Source organism: Streptococcus sp. 68 (genome assembly GCF_013277415.1).
Classification (GTDB): domain Bacteria; phylum Bacillota; class Bacilli; order Lactobacillales; family Streptococcaceae; genus Streptococcus.
This window is the reverse complement of the sequence record NZ_VMMX01000014.1, coordinates 37,847-55,672: the sequence shown is the minus strand read 5'-3', so window position 1 is coordinate 55,672 and position 17,826 is coordinate 37,847. Positions and strand designations below refer to the sequence as shown.

Annotated in this window: 16 protein-coding genes and 2 riboswitches; all 16 genes read left to right on the top strand. The window is 39.6% G+C overall.

Features of this window, described 5'->3' with window-relative positions; all coding sequences use genetic code 11:
* The first annotated feature begins 11 nt into the window (after positions 1-11).
* The 16 genes from HT720_RS08535 (at position 12) to HT720_RS08460 (ending at position 17,825) form a co-directional block, all read left to right on the top strand.
* Positions 12-266, top strand: a complete 255-nt coding sequence (locus tag HT720_RS08535; protein WP_050306033.1) for a DUF3165 family protein — start codon at positions 12-14, stop codon at positions 264-266.
* 393 nt (positions 267-659) lie between these two features.
* Positions 660-962, top strand: a complete 303-nt coding sequence (locus tag HT720_RS08530) for a lactococcin 972 family bacteriocin (protein WP_173275668.1) — start codon at positions 660-662, stop codon at positions 960-962.
* A 70-nt stretch (positions 963-1,032) separates the two neighbouring features.
* Positions 1,033-3,054, top strand: coding sequence for a bacteriocin-associated integral membrane family protein (locus HT720_RS08525; RefSeq protein WP_173275665.1), 2,022 nt, complete (start codon positions 1,033-1,035; stop codon positions 3,052-3,054).
* 1 nt (position 3,055) lies between these two features.
* Positions 3,056-3,697 (top strand): ABC transporter ATP-binding protein, encoded by a 642-nt coding sequence (locus HT720_RS08520; protein WP_000571283.1) that lies wholly within the window; start codon positions 3,056-3,058, stop codon positions 3,695-3,697.
* A 209-nt stretch (positions 3,698-3,906) separates the two neighbouring features.
* Entirely contained in the window at positions 3,907-5,259 is a 1,353-nt protein-coding gene (murD, locus tag HT720_RS08515) for a UDP-N-acetylmuramoyl-L-alanine--D-glutamate ligase (RefSeq protein WP_173275663.1), read from the top strand.
* 1 nt (position 5,260) lies between these two features.
* Positions 5,261-6,319, top strand: a complete 1,059-nt coding sequence (locus HT720_RS08510; RefSeq protein WP_173275660.1) for a UDP-N-acetylglucosamine--N-acetylmuramyl-(pentapeptide) pyrophosphoryl-undecaprenol N-acetylglucosamine transferase — start codon at positions 5,261-5,263, stop codon at positions 6,317-6,319.
* Positions 6,320-6,328: 9 nt separating this feature from the next.
* Positions 6,329-7,540 carry a cell division protein FtsQ/DivIB gene (locus tag HT720_RS08505; protein ID WP_173275657.1) on the top strand — a complete coding sequence of 404 codons (1,212 nt, stop codon included), beginning with the start codon at positions 6,329-6,331 and terminating at the stop codon, positions 7,538-7,540.
* A gap of 232 nt (positions 7,541-7,772) precedes the next feature.
* Positions 7,773-8,474 (top strand): orotidine-5'-phosphate decarboxylase, encoded by a 702-nt coding sequence (gene pyrF, locus HT720_RS08500; protein ID WP_001206732.1) that lies wholly within the window; start codon positions 7,773-7,775, stop codon positions 8,472-8,474.
* A gap of 33 nt (positions 8,475-8,507) precedes the next feature.
* Entirely contained in the window at positions 8,508-9,140 is a 633-nt protein-coding gene (gene pyrE, locus HT720_RS08495; protein ID WP_000170917.1) for an orotate phosphoribosyltransferase, read from the top strand.
* A gap of 372 nt (positions 9,141-9,512) precedes the next feature.
* Complete coding sequence (lysS, locus tag HT720_RS08490) at positions 9,513-11,003, top strand: lysine--tRNA ligase (RefSeq protein WP_094753782.1); 1,491 nt, start codon at positions 9,513-9,515, stop codon at positions 11,001-11,003.
* A gap of 622 nt (positions 11,004-11,625) precedes the next feature.
* Positions 11,626-12,762 (top strand): L-lactate oxidase, encoded by a 1,137-nt coding sequence (gene lctO, locus HT720_RS08485; protein WP_049531486.1) that lies wholly within the window; start codon positions 11,626-11,628, stop codon positions 12,760-12,762.
* Between the two features lie 148 nt (positions 12,763-12,910).
* Positions 12,911-12,999, top strand: a riboswitch (TPP riboswitch).
* A gap of 215 nt (positions 13,000-13,214) precedes the next feature.
* On the top strand, positions 13,215-13,883 hold the full coding sequence (locus tag HT720_RS08480; RefSeq protein ID WP_173275654.1) for a TenA family protein: 669 nt from the start codon (positions 13,215-13,217) through the stop codon (positions 13,881-13,883).
* A 128-nt stretch (positions 13,884-14,011) separates the two neighbouring features.
* Positions 14,012-14,794 (top strand): hydroxyethylthiazole kinase, encoded by a 783-nt coding sequence (gene thiM / locus HT720_RS08475; protein ID WP_173275652.1) that lies wholly within the window; start codon positions 14,012-14,014, stop codon positions 14,792-14,794.
* A 1-nt stretch (position 14,795) separates the two neighbouring features.
* Positions 14,796-15,425, top strand: coding sequence for a thiamine phosphate synthase (gene thiE, locus HT720_RS08470; RefSeq protein ID WP_173275649.1), 630 nt, complete (start codon positions 14,796-14,798; stop codon positions 15,423-15,425).
* A gap of 208 nt (positions 15,426-15,633) precedes the next feature.
* Positions 15,634-15,722, top strand: a riboswitch (TPP riboswitch).
* 156 nt (positions 15,723-15,878) lie between these two features.
* A complete protein-coding gene (locus tag HT720_RS08465; RefSeq protein WP_050242359.1) occupies positions 15,879-16,439 on the top strand; it encodes an ECF transporter S component in 561 nt (186 codons plus the stop codon).
* Positions 16,440-17,825, top strand: a complete 1,386-nt coding sequence (locus tag HT720_RS08460; protein ID WP_173275646.1) for an ABC transporter ATP-binding protein — start codon at positions 16,440-16,442, stop codon at positions 17,823-17,825. It begins immediately after the preceding gene.
* Position 17,826 lies beyond the last annotated feature (1 nt).

Below are 17,826 nucleotides of genomic sequence, written 5' to 3'. Positions count from 1 at the left end.
AAGAGAGAAAGATGGTTTATTTAGTCCTAGGGATTTTACTGCTCCTACTCTATGTATTTGCGACACCAGAAAGCATTAAAGGGACAGTCAATATCGTCGCTATGGTATGTATTTTAGTGGCACTCTTGGTTTTGTTGGCTCTATCTTTTCTGAAAATTTTTCAATTACCAACAGAAATATTCCTAGCAATAGCCATGTTAATCCTAGCTTACTTTAGTGTGAGAGACATCACACTCATGCCAGTCAAAAAAGGTAAAAGAAGATAAAAAAGAGAGTTTTGGCTCTCTTTTTTTGGTAGGAATTTTACAATAGTTTGAATTGTTTTTTTACTATAACATCATCTCTTTTGCTTGGATAATATGAATGGGAAAAACTTGAATAAAATTTGTCAATGACATCTATTTTATATTTGGTTAGTACTGGTTGCATATTATTTTGAAATAAAACTACTATATAATATTATTCATATAGGTAATATAAAAATATTATTCATAAAGGTAATATAGTAAAATATCTAAAAAATTCGATTTTTTCCTTGACAACAAATAATAAAAATGCTATTCTTATTATATAAGAAATCGGTTTCAAAAAAAGAGAGAGGAGGATTTATTTTGTTGCATTGTTGCTCAGGGTGTGCTTTTTTTGAAAGGAAAAATAAAATGAAAACGAAAAAACATAGATTACTTGCTCTAGCTCTTATTTCAAGCTTTACATTATTGGGAGCTGCATCAGCCGCTGTACAATATCCAGATGGAGGAGTATGGACATACGGAGAAGGCTCAGGAGGTGGTTGGGCTTTTTCAAATTACTATCATGGTAAAAAATATCATTATTCTTCTCTTGTAAGTAGATGGGATAGTCATTCAAATAAAGGAGAAGCAGTTGCAGGAGAAACTTCAAAGGCTTGGATTTGGACTAAATTTGGGGAACAAGTATCATTTTACTATGATTATGACGACTAATATTTAGTTTTCTTAGATAATTCCCTTTGTAAGAAATTACAAGGGGAATTTTGTTTATAAGGAGTCTACTATGAAGAAACTATTCATATTATTATCAACTTTTTTTCTCAGCTTCTTCCTTGCTTGGATTATTGTCTTACGTGCGCCACAATATTTATTTGCAAGCTATGATTCCGTTTCCTTACTTCGTGTCAAAAAAGATACTCAGGAACCGACGCGTGAGGTATTTGAACAGGAATTGGAGAATTTTGTAAACTCAGAACAGAGTTTAATAGCTAGAAGAATCGTAGAGCCGAGTAAGGATGGGACGACTCACTTTACTTATGCAACTTATGGTCAAGGAACTTTACCAAAAGAATTCCAAGAAGCTAGCCAAGAAAGTCGTGAACGTAGTGATCCGCTAAATAGTTATCTCCTTTTGTCAGGCTCCTTGACGAAAGAAAAGCTTGCCGATAAATTAGGAGATTTGGGTTATAAAGCAATTGCTGACCGAAAGACACCTCCCTATTCTCTTGCTTTTCGAATGTTACTAAATCCACTTATTTTAATTAGTTTAGCAATATTTGGCTTATCTTTCTTTGCTTTAGTGATTATCACTCGGATTAAGGAAATGAGAGCAGCAGGTATAAAACTCTTTTCTGGTCAGACTCTCTTATCCATTATGGGGCATTCTTTATCGACTGATATCAAGTGGCTCCTTCTATCAGCCCTCCTTTCCTTCCTAGGTGGGGGAGTCGTTCTTTTTAGTCAAGGTTTGTTTTATCCTATCTTGTTAGCCACCTATGGTTTTGGGATTAGTTTCTATCTGTTGTTTTTATTGGCGATTTCAATTTTACTAATGCTTCTTTATCTAATGAGTTTGAGTTACAAAGCATTAGTTCCTGTTATTAAGGGGAGATTACCCCTTAAACGCTTGATGGCTTTAACCCTATTGTGTCAGTTGGTTGCTGTCTTTACAGTGGGATACGCTGTTAAGACAGGTTTGACGTCTTACCAACGATTGAAAGAACTTGAAATTTCAAAACAAGCATGGAAGGACAGAGCAGACTATTATCAAATTTCTTTTGGTTTAGGTGATAGAGTAAAAGATACAGAAAATCAGAATAAGTGGTATGAATTTTCCAAAGAAGCAGTTGAAAAAGAACAGGCCCTATTTGTAAAAGATAATCTCATTCATTTTGCAAATCCTCAAGGAAAAAATGAACAGGGAGAGACACTGGATACCTATAGTCCAGATGCTAATGTTCTCTATGTCAGCCCAAGTTATTTGGACAAGGAAAAGGTCGTGGTAGATGCTGAGACCAAACAGAAGTTAGTCCATCTTCAAAAAGGAGAATTTGGACTCTTACTACCAGAATCTCTTCGTTCACAGGAAGCAGAACTTAAGAAAGTTTTTGAAGAGAGTTTGAACTATTACGGACAATCAAGTGAGGATAAAAACGCTCCTTTAGAGTATGAAATGAGAGCGATTGTTAGCTATCTTTCAACTGGAGAAAAGCGATTTATTTATAATAACGGTGAAAGCCCAGTATCCATCCAGTACTTAACCGATCCGATTTTAGTTGTATTTACTCCAACATCTACAGGTGATAGTATCATTTCCAAATCTAGTTGGTCTATCAATGCTGGAAAACAACTCTTTATCAAAGGATATGAGAGTGGGCTAGAACTCTTAAAGAAAGCTGGGATTTATGAGCAAGTATCCTATCTTAAAGAAGGAAGAAGTGTTTATCTAACTCGTTATAATGAAGTTCAAACTGAAACAGCAACTTTAATCCTAGGAGCTATTGTTGGAATAGCTAGTTCCTTGTTACTCTTTTATTCTGTCAATCTTCTATATTTCGAGCAATTCCGCCGAGATATCTTGATTAAACGAATTTCAGGTTTACGATTTTTTGAAACACATGCTCAGTATATGGTTAGCCAATTTGCCAGTTTTGTATTTGGTGCTAGTCTCTTTATTTTAAGCAGTCGAGACTTGGTGATTGGCTTGCTCACTTTATTAGTCTTTCTAGCTAGTGCAATTCTGACGCTTTACCGTCAAGCGCAGAAAGAATCTCGTGTTTCTATGACAATTATGAAAGGAAAATAGGATGATTGAACTAAAGAATATATCTAAAAAATTTGGAAGCCGTCAGCTATTTTCAGATACGAATCTTCATTTTGAAGGTGGGAAAATTTATGCCTTAATCGGTACAAGTGGCTGTGGTAAGACAACACTCTTGAATATGATTGGACGATTAGAGCCGTATGACAAAGGACAAATCATCTATGATGGCACCTCTCTTAAGGACATCAAGCCTTCTGTTTTCTTTAGAGATTACTTGGGATATCTATTTCAAGATTTTGGCTTAATTGAAAGCCAAACCGTCAAAGAGAATCTCAATCTGGGTTTAGTTGGTAAAAAATTGAAGGAAAAAGAGAAAATCTCTTTGATGAAACAAGCTCTAAACCGTGTAAACCTCTCTTATTTGGATTTGAAGCAACCTATCTTTGAGTTATCAGGAGGAGAAGCACAACGTGTTGCACTAGCGAAGATAATTTTAAAGGATCCACCTTTGATTCTCGCAGATGAACCAACCGCTTCACTAGACCCCAAAAACTCTGAGGAATTACTTTCTATCTTAGAATCTTTAAAAAATCCGAATCGGACCATTATTATTGCGACCCACAATCCTCTGATTTGGGAACAAGTGGACCAAGTCATTCGAGTTACCGATTTATCACATAGATGATATGGTAAGATTCATACTCAATGAAAATCAAAAAGCAAACTAGGAAGCTAGCCGCAGGCTGTACTTGAGTACGGCAAGGCGAAGCTGACGTGGTTTGAATTTGATTTTCGAAGAGTATCAGTTAGAAGAAAGAGTCACAAACACACTTTGTGGCTTTTTTATTTCCATAAAAATGGTAAAATAGTAGGAGTAGAAATGGAGTTCGAGACATGAAAGTAATAGATCAATTTAAAAATAAGAAAGTCCTTGTTTTAGGTTTGGCCAAGTCTGGTGAATCTGCAGCTCGTTTGTTGGACAAGCTAGGTGCCATTGTGACAGTAAATGATGGGAAACCTTTCGAGGACAATCCAGCTGCGCAAAGTTTGCTGGAAGAAGGGATCAAGGTTATCACAGGTGGTCATCCTTTGGAACTCTTGGATGAAGAGTTTGCCCTTATGGTGAAAAATCCAGGCATCCCCTATAGCAATCCTATGATTGAAAAGGCTTTGGCAAAGGGAATTCCAGTCTTGACTGAGGTGGAATTGGCTTACTTGATTTCAGAAGCGCCAATTATCGGTATCACAGGTTCGAACGGTAAAACAACCACAACGACTATGATTGGGGAAGTTTTGACTGCGGCTGGACAACATGGTCTTTTATCAGGAAATATCGGCTATCCAGCTAGTCAAGTGGCTCAAACTGCATCAGACAAGGACACTCTTGTTATGGAACTTTCTTCTTTCCAACTTATGGGAGTTCAAGAATTCCATCCAGAGATTGCGGTTATTACCAACCTCATGCCAACTCATATCGACTACCACGGTTCTTTTGAGGAATATGTAGCAGCCAAGTGGAATATCCAGAACAAGATGACAGTGGCTGATTTCCTTGTCTTGAACTTTAACCAAGACTTGGCAAAAGAATTAGCTACTAAAACACAAGCTACAGTTGTACCATTCTCAACACTTGAAAAGGTTGATGGAGCTTATCTGGAAGATGGTCAGCTCTACTTTCGTGGAGAAGTGGTCATGGAAGTTAGTGAAATCGGTGTTCCAGGTAGCCACAATGTGGAAAATGCCCTTGCGACTATTGCTGTAGCCAAGATCCGTGGTGTAGACAACCAAACCATCAAGGAAACTCTTTCAGCCTTTGGTGGTGTCAAACACCGTCTCCAATTTGTGGATGAAATCAAGGGTGTCAAATTCTATAATGATAGCAAGTCAACCAATATCTTGGCTACTCAAAAAGCCTTGTCAGGATTTGACAACAGCAAGGTCATTTTGATTGCAGGTGGTTTGGACCGTGGTAATGAGTTTGACGAATTGGTTCCAGACATTACTGGACTCAAGAAGATGGTCATCCTCGGTCAGTCTGCCGAACGTGTCAAACGGGCAGCAGACAAGGCTGGTGTGTCTTATGTGGATGCGACTGATATTGCTGATGCGACCCGCAAGGCCTATGAACTTGCGACTCAAGGAGATGTGGTTCTTCTCAGTCCTGCCAATGCCAGCTGGGATATGTATGCTAACTTTGAAGTACGTGGCGACCTCTTTATCGACACAGTAGCGGAGTTAAAAGAATAATATGAAAAAAATTGTCTTTACAGGTGGGGGGACGGTTGGACACGTTACCCTCAATCTTTTGTTAATGCCCAAGTTCATCGAAGATGGCTGGGAAGTCCACTATATCGGAGATAAACGTGGCATCGAACACCAAGAAATCCTCAAGTCGGGTCTAGATGTCACCTTCCATTCCATTGCGACCGGAAAATTGCGTCGCTATTTCTCTTGGCAAAATATGCTGGACGTCTTTAAAGTTGGATGGGGAATTGTCCAATCGCTCTTTATCATGTTGCGACTTTGTCCACAGGCTCTTTTTTCAAAGGGAGGCTTTGTCTCTGTGCCACCTGTTATCGCAGCACGTGTTTCAGGAGTGCCAGTCTTTATTCACGAATCTGACCTGTCTATGGGCTTGGCCAATAAAATCGCCTATAAATTTGCGACGAAGATGTATTCAACCTTTGAACAAGCTTCAAGTTTGTCTAAGGTCGAGCATGTGGGAGCGGTGACCAAGGTTTCGGACAAAAACACTCCAGAACCAGATGAATTGGTGGATATTCAAACCCACTTTAATCCCCAATTGCCAACTATATTGTTTGTCGGTGGTTCTGCAGGTGCTCGTGTCTTTAACCAATTGGTGACAGACCATAAGAAAGAGCTGACAGAGCGCTACAATATTATCAACCTAACTGGAGATTCTAACCTGAATGAGTTGAGCCAAAATCTTTTTCGTGTTGACTATGTGACCAATCTCTATCAACCCTTGATGGAATTGGCTGATATTGTTGTGACACGTGGTGGTGCCAATACGATTTTTGAGCTCTTGGCCATGGCAAAATTGCATGTTATTGTGCCACTTGGTCGTGAAGCAAGTCGTGGTGACCAGATTGAAAATGCAGCCTACTTTGTAAAAAAAGGCTATGCAGAAGAGCTTCAAGAAAGCGATTTGACCTTGGACAGTTTAGAAGAGAAGCTGTCTCACTTACTAAGCCACAAGGAAGACTACCAAGCTAAGATGAAGGCTTCTAAGGAATTGAAATCTCTAGCAGATTTTTATCAATTATTGAAAAAAGATTTATCATAAGGAAAGTAAATGTCAAAAGATAAGAAAAATGAGGGCAAAGAAATCCTCGAAGAATTGAAAGAGTTATCAGAATGGCAGAAACGAAACCAAGAATACCTAAAAAAGAAGGCTGAAGAAGAGGCAGCCCTAGCTGAGGAGAAGGAAAAGGAAAGACAAGCTCGAATGGCTTCAAAATCTGAAAAGTCAGATGAAACTGAAGACAAAGAGAGTGAGCTTGAAGCAAAGGACCCAGAATCAGCTAAGGAAGAGTCTGAAGAAAAAGTAGAAGCCCCAGAGGGTGACAAAGAGGAAGAAGAGATAGAAGAATCAGGGCCTAAAGAGGACGAAGAACAGGATAAAAAGCTTGCTACAAAGGAAAAGCCAGCCAAAGCAAAGATTCCTGGCCTCCATATCTTGCGAGCTCTAACGATTTTATTTCCAAGTCTGCTTTTATTGATTGTCTCTGCTTACTTGCTCAGTCCTTATGGGACCATGAAGGATATCCGTGTTGAGGGAACGGTGCACACTACGGCTGATGATATTCGACAGGCTTCAGGCATTCAGGATTCGGATTATACGATTAACCTTCTGCTAGACAGGGCAAAATATGAAGAGCAGATTAAGTCTAACTATTGGGTTGAATCAGCTCAGCTTGTTTATCAATTTCCAACCAAGTTTACTATCAAGGTTAAGGAATATGATATTGTTGCCTACTATATTTCTGGTGAAAATCATTATCCTATTCTTTCCAGTGGCCAGCTTGAGACCAGTGCGGTAAGTTTGGTGAGTCTGCCAGAAACTTATATATCAGTTCTCTTTAATGACAGCGAACAAATCAAGGCTTTTGTCTCAGAACTTGCTCAAATTAGCCCAGAACTCAAATCTGCTATCCAAAAGGTGGAACTAGCCCCAAGCAAGGTGACTTCAGATTTAATTCGATTGACCATGAATGATTCGGACGAAGTCTTGGTTCCCCTGTCTGAAATGAGTAAGAAATTACCTTACTACAGTAAGATTAAACCTCAATTGTCAGAACCGAGTGTGGTCGACATGGAAGCTGGAATCTATAGCTACACTGTAGCGGATAAATTGATTATGGAAGCTGAGGAAAAAGCCAAACAAGAGGCCAAGCAAGCTGAGAAAAAGCAGGAAGAAGAACGTAAACGTTTAGAAGAAGAACAGAAAAAACAAGAGGAAGAGAGCAATCGAAACCAAACGACCCAGCGCTCATCGCGTCGCTAGGTTTAGCGTTTCTCCTATAGCTCTTTGGTTGCCATGTTTTTACTTGACAAGTGCTAGTAGAAATAATAGAATAATAGAAAACCTTTAAAGCAGTCCAGAGAGGCAGCTAAGGTTAGACGGTGAAAGGGTGGAGACTACCCATTTTTCGTGGAACCTTGCTGTTGGCAGGTTCCTTTTTTCGTGGTTTCTGTTGCCCAGCCTCTCTCACTAGCAAAGGTAAAAGGAGAAACCTATGCGAGAACATCGTCCAGTCATTGCTCTTGATTTTCCTAGTTTTGAGGCAGTCAAGGAATTTTTAGCTCTTTTTCCAGCAGAAGAAAGCCTTTATCTAAAGGTAGGGATGGAGCTTTATTACGCAACGGGGCCTGAGATTATTTCCTATTTTAAAAACTTGGGACATAGCGTCTTTCTTGACCTTAAACTTCATGACATTCCCAATACAGTCAAGTCAGCCATGAAGGTCTTGTCTCAGCTTGGTGTGGATATGACCAATGTTCATGCTGCTGGTGGTGTAGAGATGATGAAGGCTGCGCGTGAAGGTCTTGGAATCCAAGCCAAATTGATTGCAGTGACTCAGCTGACCTCAACCTCAGAAGAGCAGATGCAGGAGTTTCAAAATATCCAAACCAGCCTGCAAGAGTCTGTCATTCATTATGCTAAGAAGACAGCTGAAGCGGGTTTGGATGGTGTCGTTTGCTCGGCTCAGGAAGTGCAACTCATCAAGCAGGCTACCAATCCAGATTTTATCTGTCTAACACCGGGCATTCGTCCTCAGGGAGCTGCTGTTGGAGACCAAAAACGTGTGATGACACCTGCTGATGCCTATCAAATCGGCAGTGACTATATCGTAGTGGGACGTCCCATTACCCAAGCTGAGGATCCTGTTGCAGCTTATCATGCCATCAAGGATGAATGGACACAGGACTGGAATTAAAGAACTAGATTATAAAAATAAAAGGAGAATACCATGACACTTGCTAAAGATATCGCTAGCCATCTCTTGAAAATCCAAGCCGTTTACCTCAAACCAGAGGAGCCTTTTACTTGGGCATCTGGTATCAAGTCGCCTATTTACACGGATAATCGTGTGACACTAGCCTATCCAGAAACTCGTACTCTCATTGAAAATGGCTTTGTGGAAGCCATCAAAGAAGCCTTTCCTGAGGTAGAAGTGATTGCAGGAACTGCGACAGCAGGGATTCCACACGGAGCTATCATTGCTGATAAGATGGACTTGCCTTTTGCCTACATCCGTAGCAAACCAAAAGACCACGGAGCTGGTAATCAAATTGAAGGCCGTGTAGCCCAAGGTCAAAAAATGGTGGTGGTTGAAGATCTTATTTCAACAGGTGGTTCTGTTCTCGAAGCCGTAGCAGCCGCTAAACGAGAAGGAGCAGATGTGCTTGGAGTTGTAGCGATTTTTAGTTACCAATTGCAAAAAGCAGATAAGAATTTTGCAGATGCTGGTGTCAAACTAGTAACACTTTCAAACTATAGCGAGCTTATCCATCTAGCCCAAGAAGAAGGCTATATCACCCCAGAAGGCTTGGATCTCCTAAAACGCTTTAAAGAAGACCAAGAAAATTGGCAAGAAGTGTAAAAAATCAAAAGACTAAAAGGTTAAAAATTATACTATTCTGTCATATCAGGTATATGAATGACAAGATTGAAGTTGTTAATGTTTTTTACGTCAATTGTTTCAGTTTTAGATTTGCTTGGCTTGCTCTTATATAAAAAGTAGCACACGTCATGAAAGTTACAAGGGTTAAAGTATAATCCATAAACATGGTCAGATCCCTTTTCTGAGATGTTGAAATTTCTTGCTTATCCCAGTTTTTTCAGTGATTTTAGCGTCAAGTTCTTTTTAGTTTTGAAAGATTATCCGTGAATTTCTTGGTTATTTATGATAAAATGGGAGTATCGCAAAAAATGACTCATCGTATTCAATTTTGAGTAAAACTAGGAGGATCCCATGTCAACAGAACATATGGAAGAACTAAATGACCAGCAGATCGTTCGCCGTGAAAAAATGGCTGCGCTCCGTGAACAAGGAATCGATCCTTTCGGAAAACGCTTTGAACGTACTGCAAATTCACAAGAATTAAAAGATAAATATGCCGACCTCGATAAAGAACAATTACATGATAAAAACGAAACAGCTACTATCGCAGGACGCTTGGTAACCAAACGTGGTAAAGGAAAAGTTGGCTTTGCCCACCTTCAAGACCGCGAAGGTCAAATCCAAATCTACGTTCGTAAGGATGCTGTCGGTGAAGAAAACTACGAAATCTTCAAAAAAGCAGACCTTGGTGACTTCCTTGGTGTCGAAGGTGAAGTGATGCGTACGGATATGGGAGAACTCTCTATCAAGGCTACTCACATCACACACTTGTCTAAGGCTCTTCGTCCTCTTCCTGAGAAATTCCACGGTTTGACAGACGTTGAAACAATTTACCGTAAACGTTACCTTGACTTGATTTCTAACCGTGAAAGCTTTGAACGCTTTGTCACTCGTTCAAAAATCATCTCTGAAATCCGTCGTTATCTTGACCAAAAAGGTTTCCTTGAAGTGGAAACGCCTGTTCTTCATAACGAAGCTGGTGGTGCTTCTGCCCGTCCATTTATCACCCACCACAATGCCCAAAACATTGACATGGTACTTCGTATCGCGACTGAGCTTCACTTAAAACGCCTTATCGTGGGTGGTATGGAACGTGTCTATGAAATCGGCCGTATCTTCCGTAATGAAGGAATGGACGCTACTCACAACCCTGAATTCACTTCAATTGAAGTTTACCAAGCTTACGCAGACTTCCAGGACATCATGGACTTGACTGAAGGCATTATCCAACACGCTGCTAAATCAGTTAAAGGCGACGGCCCAGTCAACTACCAAGGAACTGAAATCAAGATTAACGAACCATTTAAACGTGTTCACATGGTGGATGCTATCAAAGAAATTACTGGTGTAGATTTCTGGCAAGACATGACTTTGGAAGAAGCCAAAGCTATCGCTGCTGAGAAGAAAGTTCCAGTTGAGAAACACTATACTGAAGTTGGTCACATTATCAATGCCTTCTTTGAAGAGTTTGTTGAAGAAACCTTGATCCAACCAACCTTTGTCTATGGCCATCCAGTAGCTGTATCTCCACTCGCGAAGAAAAATCCTGAAGACGAACGCTTTACTGACCGTTTCGAGCTCTTCATCATGACTAAGGAGTACGGTAATGCCTTTACTGAGCTCAACGACCCAATCGACCAACTTAGCCGTTTTGAAGCCCAAGCTAAAGCTAAAGAACTTGGTGACGATGAAGCGACAGGTATCGACTACGACTACATTGAAGCTCTTGAATACGGTATGCCACCAACAGGTGGTTTGGGAATCGGTATCGACCGTCTCTGCATGCTTCTCACTGATACAACCACTATCCGTGACGTATTGCTCTTCCCAACAATGAAATAAACTCTTATCCTCTGGCTCTTGTCAGGGGATTTTTTGATGCAAAAAAAGATTGAATTTAAGGAGAAAATGAAGTATAGTGTGTTGAAGTTGAAATAGTACAATTTGATTTCTAAGACATTGTTAGAAATTGGTTTAAATTCTCTAATCAATTTGCGCATGTTTTATTTCATTTTACGATAGTACGCTGAAACTTTTCAAAAAGTACTAGAAATTGACTTGGATCCCCAATTGATTTGTTCAGATTCACTATAAATAAAAAATTAATAAGTGGGATAGGAAGTTAGCGTCAACTAGGATAGTATATTGCTTAAACAGTATATATGGGACTGATATAAGTCCATAGGCCCTATTAGAGGATGTTCTGGTATCTTATTCACTTGTTTTTTATAGCATTAGTAGATAGACTCAGCAAATAAAAAAGTAGTTCAAATGCTTGGCAGCAAAAGATCTCAACGATTCACTTAATATAGACTAAAGTTTAGAGTTTAAGGAAAGTAAGGATAGTATATTGTATGAAAAAATAAGATGGTTTTTAAGCAAAACTCTTGAAAATGATTGAAAAAAGAGTTATTATAGATGTATAGTAAAAAGCAAACGCTTACTTAATCAAGGAGGACAGTTTATGTCATACAAAACAAGCAATGCAGAAGGGCATGTAGATTTCATCAATACCTATGATTTGGAGCCAATGGCGCAACAAGTGATCCCTAAAGCAGCATTTGGTTATATAGCTAGTGGGGCGGAAGATACTTTCACTTTAAGAGAGAATATCCGCGCCTTTAACCACAAACTCATCGTTCCGCATACGCTTTGCAATGTAGAAAATCCAAGTACAGAAATTGAATTTGCAGGTGAAAAATTGTCTTCACCAATCATTATGGCGCCTGTTGCGGCTCATAAATTGGCAAACGAACAAGGTGAAGTGGCAACTGCGCGTGGTGTGCATGAGTTCGGTTCTCTTTACACAACCAGTTCTTACTCTACTGTTGACCTTCCAGAGATTTCTGAAGCCCTCCAAGGGACACCTCATTGGTTCCAATTTTACTTTAGTAAAGATGACGGGATTAACCGCCACATCATGGACCGTGTGAAGGCTGAAGGTTATAAGGCGATTGTCTTGACGGCAGATGCTACTGTAGGGGGTAATCGTGAAGTGGATAAGCGTAATGGTTTTGTCTTCCCAGTTGGCATGCCGATTGTTGAAGAATACCTGCCAGAAGGTGCTGGTAAATCAATGGACTTTGTTTACAAATCAGCTAAACAACGCTTGTCTCCACGTGATGTAGAATTTATCGCTGAATACTCTGGACTTCCTGTGTATGTCAAGGGACCACAATGCCGTGAGGACGTTGAACGTTCGCTTGCTGCAGGAGCTTCTGGTATCTGGGTAACCAACCACGGTGGTCGTCAAATCGACGGTGGACCAGCTGCCTTTGACTCGCTTCAAGAAGTGGCAGAAGCAGTTGACAAACGTGTGCCAATTGTCTTTGACTCTGGTGTTCGTCGTGGTCAACATGTCTTTAAAGCCTTGGCCTCAGGAGCAGACTTGGTAGCTATTGGCCGCCCTGTTATCTATGGCTTGGCTCTCGGAGGTAGTGTCGGTGTACGTCAAGTCTTTGAACACTTGAATGCGGAATTGAAGACAGTTATGCAGTTGTCTGGAACTCAGACTATTGAAGATGTCAAACACTTCAAGCTTCGTCACAACCCATACAACCCAACCTTCCCAGTTGACCCTCGTGACTTAAAATTGTATTGATAAAAGAGATTGCCTCCACTGAATGTGGAGGTTTTTCTTCGTGTATTGGAAGAATAAATCGCTATCAAAAACTATATAAAGATATTTTTCGGTCAAATATCTTGCTAGGGCTTTCATTTTTTGCTATACTGGTTCAGTAATTAAATAATAGAGACATTTGGGGTGCTTTAAGCTGAGATGATACCCATTGAACCTGATACAGTTAAGACTGGCGAAGGGAAATGTGAACAGTTTTTTCGTATGGCGAAATGAACGATCTAATCTTGTAAGTCAACTCTAATTCTTGATTGTAATTGGAGTTGTTTTGTTTATATAAACTGGATAGGCTTGTTTAGGTGGCTCTCTGCAAATGCCCTCGATGTTCTTTAAAAGGATCAAGTGAAACTAGGATTTTGCTTGGTATCTCTTGATATTTTATTGATTACTAAGGAGTAAAGAGAGGAAAAATAAATATGGAAACACAGGTTTATGCATTTCAGCCAGGTTTGATTGTTGGAGAATTATTAAAAAGCAGTCAGAAGAATTGGCAGGATTCAATCAATCATCGTTTTGTCAAGGAACTTTTTGCGGGGACAATTGAGAATAAGGTCTTAAAAGAATACCTAATTCAAGATTATCACTTCTTTGATGCCTTCCTATCCATGTTGGGTGCCTGCGTAGCCCACGCAGACCAGCTTGAATCCAAGCTTCGTTTTGCCAAGCAACTAGGTTTTCTTGAAGCAGATGAAGATGGCTATTTCCAAAAGGCTTTCAAAGAGTTAAAAGTAGCAGAGAATGACTATATGGAAGTGACCTTGCATCCTGTAACAAAAGCCTTTCAGGATCTAATGTATTCGGCAGTGGCTTCATCAGACTATGCCCATCTTTTGGTCATGCTGGTCATTGCAGAAGGTCTCTATTTAGACTGGGGTTCTAAAGATCTGCCTATACCTGAAGGCTATATTCATTCGGAATGGATCAATCTCCACAGAGGTCCTTTCTTTGCAGAGTGGGTTCAATTTCTGGTTGACGAACTCAATCGTGTCGGGAAAGGTCGAGAAGATTTGACAGAACTTCAGCAACGCTGGAATCAAGCGGTCGCTTTAGAATTAGCCTTTTTTGATATTGGTTATGACGCCTAGAGAAGGTTTAGGATAGTTACAAATTTGATGAGGTAAATCATTCAATGTAACTGAAAAAATTTCTTAACGAAAGATAGAGATAAATCGAAATCAGTATATCGTATAAAGTGAAAAGGAAGTATTTCAATATGACAAGTTTAAAATTATTAAAAGAAAAAGCACCTTTGGTCATCTGCATAACCAATGATGTAGTAAAAAATTTCACAGCAAATGGATTAGTAGCACTAGGTGCATCACCAGCCATGAGTGAGTTTCCAGCAGATTTAGAGGATTTGTTAAAGTATGCTGGTGGTTTATTAATAAACATAGGAACATTGACAGATGAAAATTGGAAATTATACCAAGCTGCTCTGAAAATTGCAGAGAAATATAATGTCCCAGCAGTTTTAGATCCTGTAGCTTGTGGAGCAGGATCTTATAGAAAAAAAGTATCCGAAGATTTAATAAATAATTACAAGCTCGCAGCGATTAGGGGAAATGCTGGCGAGATTGCCTCTTTAGTAGGAATAAATGTGGCATCTAAAGGAGTAGATAGTGCAGGTGTAGATAATATTGACGAAATTGCTCTAGCAGCAAATGAGAAGTTCAATATTCCTATAATAGTAACAGGTGAAGTGGATGCTATTGCGGTAAATGGAGAAGTGGTAACGACTCATAATGGTAGTGCCATGATGCCAAAAGTTATTGGGACAGGATGCTTATTAGGTGCTGTAGTAGCAAGCTTTATCGGACTAGAAAAAGGTCAAGAATTGAAATCATTAGAAACAGCAATGTTGGTTTACAATATCGCTGGAGAAATGGCAGAAAAACGTCCAAATGGACATCTTCCTGGAACATTTAAAGTTGAATTTATAAATGCCTTATACGAGATTACAGACGAAGATGTAAAGGAATTCAAAAGAGTGAAGTAAGATGTTTCATAAAGAATTACTAAAACTATATTTTATTTGTGGAACGGCTACTTGCCAAGGAAAAGATCTATATAGAGTCGTTGAGGAAGCCTTAAAAGGTGGTATAACCTTATTTCAATTTCGTGAAAAAGGTGAGGGAGCCTTAGAAGGTAAAGAAAAAGTCGAAGTAGCAATTAAACTACAGGATCTTTGTAAAAAATACAATGTTCCGTTTATTGTTAATGATGATATTGATTTGGCAATGGAAATTGATGCTGATGGCGTACATGTAGGACAGGATGACCTTGGAGTTGATGAAATTAGAAAATTGATGCCAGATAAAATAATTGGTCTTTCTATAAAAAACGAGGAAGAATTTCAACAATCAAAAGTTGAATATGTAGATTATGTTGGTGTTGGTCCTGTATTTGATACCCAGTCAAAAGATGATGCTGGTGGCGCTATAGGTTATGAAGGTCTTAAATTGATGAGAAAACTATTGCCACAAATGCCCTTAGTTGCAATTGGTGGGATACAGACGCAACATATTAAAGACATTATGAAGACCAATGTTGACGGTGTTTCAATCATTTCAGCAATATCGTATGCAAAAAATATAGAAAAAACTGTTCGAGAAATGAGTGAACAATAGGTATCTATCCTTGGATTCTAAGTAAGTAGGATTTTCCTTTTTTAAAAAGCTATGTCCGGATTCATCTTGAATGGCTAATTCATCAAACAGGTCATTTGTTTTTTGCAAAAGAAAGATCTGCTGTCTTTGTGAGTGCAAGGCTATATTTCCAGTTCAATTTCTTGAACTAGTATAAAATGTGTGTTATAATAATCACATAATTAAATAATAAAGACATTTGGGGTGCTTTAGGCTGAGATGATACCCATTGAACCTGATACAGTTAATACTGGCGAAGGGAAATGTGAAATGTTTTTTTCGTATGTCGAAAAGAACGGTCTAATCTTGTAAGCTAAACTCTAATTCCTATCTGCAATTAGAGTTTTTTCTTTTACGAAACTGGATGAAGGTGATATAAAGCCTTTTGGTAGCTCACCTTGAGTGCCCCACTTTTCTTTAAAAAAGGAGTTTTTTATGTTGAAAAAATGGCAGTTAAAAGATGTTATCTTGCTTGCTTTCTTGTCTATCTTTTTTGGTGGGGTTTTCGTTGGTTCAGGATATGTGTATAATATTCTCAGCCTACTCTTAACACCTCTTGGTTTACAGGCTTTTGCCAATGAAATCCTCTTTGGACTCTGGTGTATGGCTGCGCCCATTGCTGCTATCTTTGTTCCGCGAGTCGGAAGTGCAACGATTGGAGAAGTGCTAGCTGCGCTTGCTGAAGTCCTTTATGGTAGCCAATTCGGTCTAGGTGCCCTTTTGTCCGGCTTGGTTCAAGGTCTGGGAAGTGAACTTGGTTTTATCGTAACTAGAAATCGCTATGAAAGTTGGCTCTCTCTAACTGCTAATAGTATTGGGATTACGCTTGTTAGCTTTGTCTATGAATACATTAAGTTAGGTTACTACGCCTTTTCCCTTCCTTTTGTCCTTTCCTTGCTTGTGGTGCGTTTTATTTCTGTTTATTTCTTCTGTACCATTTTGGTTCGTGCCATTGTCAAACTCTATCATCAGTTTGCAACTGGAGGAAAGGCATAGATGGGGCTGGAATTACGGGAGATTCAGGCCCCAATTTTTTCGGAACCGCTTGATTTTACTTTTCATGAGCAAGCTTTTACCTTGTTAGTTGGGAGTAGTGGGTCTGGAAAATCGAGCCTCTTTCAAGTTATTGCCCAAGTTAGTTCTCTTCCCTATAGCGGTCAAGTACTGATAGATGGGAGTGAAGTCAGTCAGCTTTCTATCATCGAACGTGTCCAAACGGTTGGTATTCTCTTGCAAAATCCTAATCATCAATTTACCATGGAGAGCTTGTTTGAGGAGTTGGTTTTTACCATGGAAAATATCGGCTATCACCTTCAGGAAATTGATTCTAAAATAGCAGAGGTGGTCCAGCAATGTCGTTGCAAGGACATCTTGCACCGTCCCATCCATCACTTATCAGGTGGAGAAAAGCAAAAGGCTGCTTTGGCTGTTCTCTTTGCTATGAATCCTAGGGTCTATCTCTTGGATGAGCCCTTCGCTTCCATTGACCGCAAGAGCAGGATAGAGATATTGGAGATTCTAAAAGAGTTGGTCTCTGATGGGAAGACAGTTATTTTGTGCGACCATGATTTATCTGATTATGAAGCCTATATCGACCATATGGTGGAGCTAAGAGACGGAAAACTAAGGGAAATAAATCAAATCCCTATTTCTGAGATGATACAGGTTACTTCAAAGGAAGCTGCTTCTAGCCCAGAACTATTCCATATGGATAGAACGACTTGTGAGCTGAATAAGCGCTCCCTCTTTTCAATTGCAGATTTTACATTCTACCAAGGAATTTCTTGTATCTTGGGTGATAATGGTGTCGGGAAATCCACCCTCTTTCGGTCTATTCTTCAATTTCAAAAGTATAAGGGGCGCATTACCTGGAAGGGGACAGTCCTGAAAAAGAAAAAGAGCTTGTATCGTGACCTGACGGGTGTTGTTCAGGAAGCTGAGAAGCAGTTTATCAGAGCCAGTCTGCGAGAAGAGCTTCAATTAGATGGACCTGATTCTGAAAGAAATCAGCGAATTTTCCAAGCTTTACAATATTTTGATCTGGAGCAGGCTCTTGATAAGAGTCCCTATCAATTAAGTGGTGGCCAGCAAAAGATTTTTCAGCTCTTGACCATCTTGACCAGCAAGGCTTCTGTGATCTTGCTAGATGAACCTTTTGCAGGTTTGGATGATAGAGCCTGCCATTATTTTTGTCAGTGGATTGTGGAGGAGAGAAATCAAGGAAGAAGTTTTCTGATCATTAGCCATCGTTTAGATCCCTTGATCTCTGTGGTTGATTATTGGATTGAGATGACTAGTCAGGGTCTTCGTCATGTGAAATCAGTGACCATTACTAAACCACTTACATCTCAGAGTAGCAATATCCAAGGGGAGGTGAGATAGT